The following is a 1,895-nucleotide window of genomic DNA, read 5'->3' as shown; positions in this document are numbered from 1 at the left end:
GCTCGACTCCCACCGCCCCCCGCAAGACTTCGACAACTCCCCGACCCCTCTCCGGAAGCAGCGCGACTACCGCCTGCTCTGGACAGCCCGCACGGTCTCGATCACCGGCTCCGAGGTCTCCAAACTGGCCATCCCTCTGACCGCCGTCACCCTGTTGACCGCCTCGCCGTCCCAGATGGGCCTGCTCACCGCGGCCGCCTTCGTGCCGGCCCTGCTCCTCGGCCTCCAGTCGGGCGCGATCGCCGACCGGCTCACCCGTCACCGCCCGCTGATGATCGCCTGCGAACTCGTCTCCTGTGTCGCCGCCATCACGATCCCCCTCGCATGGCTCCTTGGCGTCCTGAACATCGCCTGGTTGATCGTCGTCGCGCTGGTCATCGGCGCGGCCGGAGTCCTCTTCAAAGCCGCGAACTTCCCTCATGTGGCAGCCGTGGTCGCCCCCGAACAACGAACAGAGGCGATGGCCGGTTTCCAGGCCTCTTATTCTGTCGCCTCGGTCAGCGGCCCCGGCCTGGCCGGTCTCCTCGTTCAGCTCCTCACGGCACCGATCGCCGTAGCCGTGGAGGCGTTGTCGTTCCTGGCCTCCGCCCTGATGCTCCGCACCATCCGTACCCCCGAGAAGACCACCCCCGCCACCTCCCGCGGCATGTGGCGCGATGTCATGGAGGGCCTGAAAGCCAGTGTCACCCACCCGGTCCTGCGTGCTCTGCTCGGCGCCGGCGTCACCATCAACTTCTTCGCCATGGCCTACACGGCCGTCTACATGCTCTACATGCTGAACACCCTCGGCATCCCCAACGGCATGATCGGCGTCCTCATAGCCCTGAGCGGTGTCGGCGGCCTGCTCGGCGCGTGGGCGACCTCTCGTCTGTCCAAGCGCTACGGAGAGAACCGCATCCTGCTCTGCTCTGTGATCTTCTTTCCGATCGAGATCCTCGCGGTGGGCCTGCTGACCGGCCCTCTCTGGTGGAAACTCACACTTCTCGCTCTCACCGGCACGATCACCGGCGGCATCGTCGTCGCCTTCGCCACGTGCATGGGCGCCATCACCCTGCGGGAAGCCTCCCCGGAGCTCCGCGGCAGGGTGAACGCCACCATGACCTTCGCCGTCCAGGGCGTCCTGGCACTGGGCGGCCTGGCCGGAGGCTTCCTGGCCGAACTGATCGGCCTTCGCGCGGTGATCCTCATCTGCGCGGCCGGCATAGCCCTCAGCAGCATCTGGATCTGGACGTCTCCCCTCCGCCCGAACCGCCCCAAGCCCTCACCCCTCGGAACGAGCCCTGTACAGCCGTCTCCCCATCAATGCATAGACCGCTTGATCGCCTGCAAACGCCACTGGGGTCACTAGCCGCCCGCTGCCACGCCCCCATCATGCCCGCTCCGCACCGCTCCTCGGCGCCTTCATCCACAGGCGACCATCGCCAACGCTCTTCTATCCACAGAACGACGTTCGCCCCCTCGCCGCGGGAGTCGCCAAGGCGAAACTCGCGCCATGAACACCGACCCCACCACTCCGTCCTCGGCCCACCACGCGGGCGCGCACACCACCACCTCCGACGGGCCCGCACCCACACTCGACCGCCACACGTCACCCGCCCCCCATCCCCCATACCGGGGGTCACAAGGACACTGGCGCCCACCAACACCACCGCACCAGCCCAAACGAACGCCGACTCGACGTAGGGTCGACCTCCTGCCGACCCAGCCCAGAGCCGCCCTCCTGTCGGCTCACCACACAGGCGCCCACCTACCGGCTCGATACACGCTTGCTCCACACCCAGCCACCCATCTGCCGACTCGGCGCACAGCCGCACTCCGGAAAGCCCGGCCCGCAGGCGCCCTCCTGCCGGCTCTGATCACCGCAGCGGTCATCCTCTTCTTGGCCGCCCTCCCTG

Annotated in this window: 1 protein-coding gene; it reads left to right on the top strand. The window is 68.0% G+C overall.

The features are described 5' to 3' along the window. Positions 1–1,348 (top strand): MFS transporter (locus tag E1286_RS47090; RefSeq protein WP_132623908.1); only part of this gene is annotated, 1,348 nt, incomplete at its 5' end. Positions 1,349–1,895 lie beyond the last annotated feature (547 nt).

This window comes from Nonomuraea terrae (assembly GCF_004348995.1).
Classification (GTDB): domain Bacteria; phylum Actinomycetota; class Actinomycetes; order Streptosporangiales; family Streptosporangiaceae; genus Nonomuraea; species Nonomuraea terrae.
This window is presented reverse-complemented; position numbering and strand designations above follow the sequence as displayed.